Here is a 6,183-nt window from a genome sequence, read left to right on the forward strand (position 1 = left end):
ACTGGCGGCGTAGAAACCAACCCGATCCACCTTAGCCAAGCCGCCAAACTGTCTCACCAGGCGGCACCACCTCTGAACATCATCGTGAAGCGCCAAACCCAATCCCCCACCCAAACCGGAATGCGCAAGGGATACAGCAGGTTGGCTTGATTGTGAAGGAGTGGTGGCGACCCCGGGACGACTCGAACGCCCAACCTAGTGATTAGAAGTCACTTGCTCTATCCAGTTGAGCTACGGGGCCGCATGCGCGCAGTCATGGCGCAGGCGGCGCGATGAATCAACCGTTTCCGGAACGGGCGCCCAGATCGAGGGTCATGAACAGGCTGTTGGGGTCGGGGGCATAGTCGCCGAAGGGCGGGCATTCGACAAAGCCGGCCCGCGCATAAAGCCCGCGCGCGGCGATGAAGGTCGGCTGCACCCCGGTCTCGAGGCTGAGCCGCGCCATGCCCACGGCGCGCGCGTGCGCGATCAGCGCCCGCAGCATGCGGCGCGAATGGCCGCGGCCGCGGGTCTCGACCAGGATATGCATGGACTTGATCTCGCCGTGGTCGGGGGCGATGCGCTTGACCGCGCCCATGCCGACCGGCTGGCCGGCCTCGCGCAGCACGAAGAAGGCGATGGCGGGATCGACCAGCGCGGCGCGCGGCAGCATGTGGATCGACTCGGGCGGGGTATCGGCGTGCATGTCGGCGGTGTGGCGCTGAAACAGCAGGCCCAGATCCTCGCCCAGCGGGCTTTCCTCGGCGATGGTCAGATTCGCGGCGGTCATGCCTGTCTCCTTGCTGGGCTTGGCGCGGACCCTAGTAAAAGCCCATCGGTTTGCGCAAGGGCCGCGGCGGGACGAAATAAGGACGATCGCCACGCTGCGGCCGGCACGGGCCGGACGGTTTTCCCGCCACCGGCCCGCGCGGCGGAACGCTGGTCCGGCGGCGGCGGCGGCGCGAAACATCCTTCGCCGCCCGCACCCCTGCCGGGCGTGCCTGCGCCTTGCCCGTGCCCCGGGGCGCCGCTACCTCTGGCCGGCGAAATGCGGAGAGGCCGATGTCCATCGTCATCGAGAACATGTCCAAGAGCTTTGGCGGCACCAGCGTGCTGCGCGGCATCGACCTGACCATCGAGTCGGGCGAGCTGGTGGCGCTGCTCGGGCCATCGGGTTCGGGCAAGACGACGCTGCTCAAGATCATCGCCGGGCTGGAATGGCCGGACGCGGGCGGGCTGACGGTGCATGGCGCGGACTGGCTGCAACTGGCGGCGCAGGATCGCCGCATCGGTTTCGTCTTTCAGCATTACGCGCTGTTTCCGCACATGACGGTGCGCGACAATATCGCCTTCGGGCTGAGCGTGCGGCCGCGCCGGCTGCGCCCGGGCAAGGCCGCCATCGCCGCCCGGGTCGACGAGCTCTTGCATTTCCTGCAGATCGCGCATCTGGGCGGGCGCTATCCGGCGCAGCTGTCCGGCGGGCAGCGCCAGCGGGTGGCGCTGGGGCGGGCGCTGGCGATCCAGCCCACGGTGCTGCTGCTTGACGAGCCCTTCGGCGCGCTGGACGCCGCCGTGCGCCGCGACCTGCGCGCCTGGCTGCGCGGGCTGCACGAAGAAACCGGCTCGACCACCATCCTTGTCACCCACGACCAGGAAGAGGCATTCGAACTGGCCGATCGCGTGGTGATCATGGGCGAAGGCCGGATCGAGCAGATCGGCAGCGCCGACCAGATCCACGACCACCCCGCCAATGCCTTTACCGCCCGCTTCATGGGCGCCACGGTGGAACTGCCGGTGATGCTGCAGGCGGGCCGGGCCCTGGCCACCGGGCTGGATGCCGGCCGGCTGCCGCGCCGCGCCCTGCCCGACGGTCCCGCCAGCCTGTTCCTGCGCCCCGACGACATCACCCCCGTCGCCGATCCGCAGGGTCGCTGGCGCATCGCGCGGCTCAGCTCGAACGGCGCCGTGCTGCGCCTCGAGATCGGCGACGGCACGACCGCCATCGCCGTGGACCTGCCGCGCCGCGCCCCCGAGGCACAGGGCCTGCACCCCGGCAGCCGCGTCAGCCTGCGTGCCGAGGCGGGCGCCATCTTTGCCGACCCGCGCCGCGCGCCCGCGCCGGCCCATGCCATCGACATCCCCCTGAAGGAGAAAGCCCTGTGATGATCCGCAAGCTGCAAACCGCCGCGCTGGCCCTGCTTCTGGGCGCCGCCCCGGCGCTGGCGCAGGACAAGATCCTGAACGTCAGCTATGATGTCGGCCGCGAGGTCTTCGAGGCGCTGAACCCCGGATTCCAGTCCTTCTGGAAGGGCAAGTCCGGCCATGAGGTGACCATCGACCAAAGCCACGCCGGGTCTTCGAAACAGGCGCGTGCGATCCTTGAAGGGCTGCCGGCCGATGTGGTGACCTTCAATCAGGAAACCGACGTGGATGTGCTGGCCAAGGGCGGGCTGGTGGCGCAAAACTGGCGCGAAGCCCTGCCCAACGGCGCCTCGCCCTTTTATTCGCTGCCCGCCTTCCTGGTGCGCAAGGACAATCCCAAGGGCATCAAGGACTGGTCGGACCTGGCGCGCGAGGGCGTGCAGCCGGTGTTCCCGAACCCCAAGACCAGCGGCAACGCCCGCTACACCTATCTGGCGGCCTATGCCTTTGCGCTGGCCCAGCCCGGCGCCACACCTGAATCGGCGCAGGAATTCGTCGGCAGGATCTTTGCCAATGTCCCGGTCTTTGACACCGGTGGGCGCGCCTCGACCCAGACCTTCACCGAACGCGAGATCGGCGACGTGCTGGTGACCTTCGAGGCCGAGACCAAGGGCATCGCCAAGCAATATGCCGATCAGGGCTATGAGACGGTGACGCCCTCGACCAGCATCTTCGCCGCCTTCCCGGTCGCCGTGGTGGCCGAGAATGCCGAAAGGAACGGCTCGGCCGAGGTCTCGAACGCCTATCTGGCCTGGCTCTACAGCCCCGAGGCGCAAGAGGTCCTCGCCAGCCACAATTACCGCACCACCGACAAGGCCGTGGCGGAAAAGCACGCCGCCGATTTCCCCGAGGTCAGGCTGCTGACCGTCGAGGAGGTCTTTGGCGGCTGGGACAGGGTCCAGGCCGAGCATCTGGCCGAGGGCGGCATCCTTGACCGGGTGTTCGTGAACAAATGACCGCCGCCGCCGCCATCCGCGGCAAGCGCGTGCTGCCGGGGTTCTCGCTGAGTCTCGGCACGACGCTGCTTTATGTCGCGCTGATCATCCTGATCCCGGTCATGGCGCTGATCCTGAAGGGGGCCGAGATCGGGCCACAGCGTTTCTGGCAGATCATCACTCAGCCCCGCACCCTGGCAGCGCTGCGGGTGACGGTGACCGCCGCGGCGCTGGCCACGGTCTTCAACGCCCTCTACGGGCTCTTGATGGCCTGGGTGCTGGTGCGCCACGACTTTCCCGGCCGGCGCATCCTGGACGCGCTGATGGACATCCCCTTTGCCCTGCCGACCGCGGTCGCGGGCATCGCGCTGACCGCGCTTTACTCGGCGAATGGCTGGTTCGGGGCGCCGCTGGCCATGCTGGAGATCGAACTGGTCTATACGCTGGCGGGCGTCACGCTGGCGATGGTCTTTACCTCGATCCCCTTCGTGGTGCGGGCGGTGCAGCCGGTGCTTGAGGATCTGGACCCGCAGCTTGAACAGGCGGCGATGACGCTTGGGGCGCGGCCTTTCGCGATCTTTCGCCGCGTGGTGCTGCCGGCGATCCTGCCGGCCTGGCTGGCGGGTTCGACCGTCGCCTTCGCCCGCTCGCTGGGAGAATTTGGCGCGGTGATCTTCATCGCCGGCAACCTGCCCTTCAAGACCGAGATCGCCGCGCTTCTGGCCTATATCCGGCTTGAGGAATATGACTACCAGGGCGCCGCCGCCATCGCGCTGGTGCTGCTTCTGATCGCGCTGCTGCTGCTGGCACTGTCGAACTGGCTGCAGTTCCGCGCCGCCCGCCACCTGGAGCCCCAGCGATGAGCGCCGTCGCCCTGACCCATGCCCCCGGGCAAGACCGCGTGCTGCCGCGACTGCTGATCGGGCTTGCGGTCGTGCTGACCGCCATCCTGGTGGTGGCGCCGCTGGCCTTCATCTTCTGGCGGGCGCTGGCCGAGGGCTGGGCGGTCTATCTGGCCAATTTCGTCGATCCGGGCACGTTGCACGCGATCTGGCTGACCGTGCTGGTCGCGGTGATCGTGGTGCCGGTGAACATCGCTTTTGGCATCGCCAGCGCCTGGGCGATCGCGCGCTTTCGCTTTCCGGGCCGCAAGGCGCTGATGGTGCTGATCGAGATCCCGTTCTCGATCTCGCCGATCATCGCCGGCATCTGCTACCTGCTGCTTTATGGCCGGCAGGGGTTCTGGGGTCCGTGGCTGGCAAGCCATGACATCAAGGTCATGTTCGCCCTGCCCGGCATCGTCATGGTCACCATGTTCGTCACCGCGCCCTTCGTCGCGCGCGAGGTGCTGCCGCTGATGCAGGCGCAGGGCTCGGAACAGGAACAGGCGGCGGTGACGCTGGGGGCGCGCGGCTGGCAGGTGTTTTCCCGCGTCACCCTGCCCAACATCCGCTGGGCGCTGCTTTACGGCGCCGTGCTGGCGACGGCACGGGCGGTGGGCGAATTCGGCGGCGTCTCGGTGGTCTCGGGGGCGATCCGCGGCCAGACAAACACCCTGCCGCTGCAGATCGAGCTGATGTTCAACGACCTGAACACCACCGGCGCCTTCGCGGCGGCGACGACGCTGACGGCGATCGCGCTGCTGGTTCTGGTGATCAAGGCGGCGCTTGAAACCCGGTCCTGACCCCCGCACCGGCGCCGCTTTGCCGGTGGACTTGCCCCGGCGCCGCGCCTAGGCTGCCGGGCATGGACGCCGCCGCCCCCGATCCGCACCAGCCCTGCCCGGAACTGCCCAGGCCGCGCAGCTTCTGGCAGCGCATCGCCGACCGGCTGGCGGCGATCGTCGGCGCGCGCAAACCCGCGACGCCGCCCGAGAAATCCGTGGCCTTCACCATCGCCGTCATCGCGCTGGGGGCCAAGCTGGCCAAGGCCGACGGTGCCGTGGCCCGCTCGGAGGTCGCGGCCTTTCGCCGCGTCTTCATCATCCCGCGCGCCGAGGAGCGCAACGCCGCCCGCGTCTTCGACCTGGCGCGCCAGGACGTGGCCGGTTTCGACGCCTGGGCCAGGCGCATCGCCGCCATGTTCCCGCCGGGCGATCCGGTGCTGGCCGATGTCATCGAGGGGCTCTTCGTCATCGCCGTCGCCGACAGCGACCTGCACGCCGCCGAGATCGGCTTCATTGAGGAGGTGGCGCGCATCTTCGGCCTCAAGCCCGTGGAACTGGCGGCGATCCGCGCCCGCCACGACCGTCGCTGGGGCTGCCCATCCTGCGAGGTGCTGGGCGTGCGCCCCGACACGCCCCTGCCCGAGGCGCGCCGGCGCTGGCGCGATCTGATCCGCGAAAGCCACCCCGACCGCGCCATCGCCCGCGGCCTGCCGCCCGAGGCGATCAGGCTGGCCGAGGCCCGCACCCGCGCCCTGAACGAGGCCTGGGACGCCTTTCGTGCCCTGCATGCGGGCGATGCCGCCCATGGCAGGGAACCGCACCACCCCTGACCGGGTTTGACCGGGACACAGCCGAACGGGACGCCCTGATGCGCAGATCTGCCGCCCTGACCCTTTGCCTGGCCCTTGCCGCCACCGGCCCCGGCGTGGCGCAGGATTATCAGCCGCCCCCGGCCGACAGCCCCCCGGCCGAAGGGTTCGGCGGCGTGATCGAGGATTTCATGCGCAACCTGCTCGACCAGGCGCAGCCGCATCTCGACCAGTTGGGCCGCGATCTGGGCGGGGTCTTCGGCTCGGTCGCGCCGGCGCTTGAGGATGTCGCCAGGCTGATGGATGACATCGCCAATTATCAGGCGCCCGAGCGGCTGGAAAACGGCGACATCCTGATCCGCCGCCGCCCAGACGCACCGCCCCCGCCCCCCCTGGGCGAGAACCTGCGCGACATGCTGCGCCCGCCCCCCGAGGACACCCCCCCGAACCTGCCGCCACGCGACCCGGCGCGCGAGATCGAGCTGTAGGGTTTGCGGGGCCTCAGGGCTCATACTGAGGTGGTGCCGCCTGGTGAGACAGTTTGGCGGCTTGGCTAAGGTGGATCGGGTTGGTTTCTACGCCGCCAGTTTCT

The 6,183-nt window shown here is 69.1% G+C and carries 7 protein-coding genes and 1 tRNA gene; 6 read left to right on the forward strand and 2 right to left on the reverse strand.

Going from position 1 to position 6,183, the window contains the following annotated elements:
• Positions 1–164: 164 nt before the first annotated feature.
• Together WMK75_RS17815 and WMK75_RS17820 are read right to left on the reverse strand one after the other, a co-directional pair.
• Positions 165–241: transfer RNA gene (locus WMK75_RS17815), tRNA-Arg, on the reverse strand.
• Positions 242–277: 36 nt separating this feature from the next.
• On the reverse strand, positions 278–769 hold the full coding sequence (locus WMK75_RS17820; protein ID WP_347268927.1) for a GNAT family N-acetyltransferase: 492 nt from the start codon (positions 767–769) through the stop codon (positions 278–280).
• Positions 770–1,041: 272 nt separating this feature from the next.
• Between WMK75_RS17820 and WMK75_RS17825 the strand changes: the two genes are divergently transcribed.
• The 6 genes from WMK75_RS17825 (at position 1,042) to WMK75_RS17850 (ending at position 6,079) form a co-directional block, all read left to right on the forward strand.
• Positions 1,042–2,142, forward strand: a complete 1,101-nt coding sequence (locus WMK75_RS17825; RefSeq protein WP_347268928.1) for a sulfate/molybdate ABC transporter ATP-binding protein — start codon at positions 1,042–1,044, stop codon at positions 2,140–2,142.
• Complete coding sequence (gene cysP / locus WMK75_RS17830) at positions 2,142–3,137, forward strand: thiosulfate ABC transporter substrate-binding protein CysP (RefSeq protein ID WP_347268929.1); 996 nt, start codon at positions 2,142–2,144, stop codon at positions 3,135–3,137. Before WMK75_RS17825 ends, cysP begins: the two co-directional genes overlap by 1 nt.
• A complete protein-coding gene (gene cysT, locus WMK75_RS17835; protein WP_347268930.1) occupies positions 3,134–3,979 on the forward strand; it encodes a sulfate ABC transporter permease subunit CysT in 846 nt (281 codons plus the stop codon). Before cysP ends, cysT begins: the two co-directional genes overlap by 4 nt.
• Positions 3,976–4,800 (forward strand): sulfate ABC transporter permease subunit CysW, encoded by an 825-nt coding sequence (cysW, locus tag WMK75_RS17840; RefSeq protein WP_347268931.1) that lies wholly within the window; start codon positions 3,976–3,978, stop codon positions 4,798–4,800. Before cysT ends, cysW begins: the two co-directional genes overlap by 4 nt.
• Before the next feature lie 62 nt (positions 4,801–4,862).
• A complete protein-coding gene (locus tag WMK75_RS17845) occupies positions 4,863–5,612 on the forward strand; it encodes a TerB family tellurite resistance protein (protein WP_347268932.1) in 750 nt (249 codons plus the stop codon).
• Positions 5,613–5,650: 38 nt separating this feature from the next.
• Positions 5,651–6,079: a hypothetical protein gene (locus tag WMK75_RS17850; protein WP_347268933.1), complete on the forward strand. Its 429-nt coding sequence runs from the start codon at positions 5,651–5,653 to the stop codon at positions 6,077–6,079.
• The last annotated feature ends 104 nt before the right edge of the window (positions 6,080–6,183 follow it).

Origin of the sequence: Paracoccus sp. (in: a-proteobacteria), from assembly GCF_039808215.1 — a bacterium.
GTDB lineage: Bacteria > Pseudomonadota > Alphaproteobacteria > Rhodobacterales > Rhodobacteraceae > Paracoccus.

Coding starts and splice junctions, on each gene's coding strand:
- cysP (WP_347268929.1), top strand. CDS start 2,142: ATGATCCGCAAGCTGCAAACCGCCGCGCTGGCCCTGCTTCTGGGCGCC.
- WMK75_RS17850 (WP_347268933.1), top strand. CDS start 5,651: ATGCGCAGATCTGCCGCCCTGACCCTTTGCCTGGCCCTTGCCGCCACC.
- cysT (WP_347268930.1), top strand. CDS start 3,134: ATGACCGCCGCCGCCGCCATCCGCGGCAAGCGCGTGCTGCCGGGGTTC.
- cysW (WP_347268931.1), top strand. CDS start 3,976: ATGAGCGCCGTCGCCCTGACCCATGCCCCCGGGCAAGACCGCGTGCTG.
- WMK75_RS17845 (WP_347268932.1), top strand. CDS start 4,863: ATGGACGCCGCCGCCCCCGATCCGCACCAGCCCTGCCCGGAACTGCCC.
- WMK75_RS17825 (WP_347268928.1), top strand. CDS start 1,042: ATGTCCATCGTCATCGAGAACATGTCCAAGAGCTTTGGCGGCACCAGC.
- WMK75_RS17820 (WP_347268927.1), bottom strand. CDS start 769: ATGACCGCCGCGAATCTGACCATCGCCGAGGAAAGCCCGCTGGGCGAG.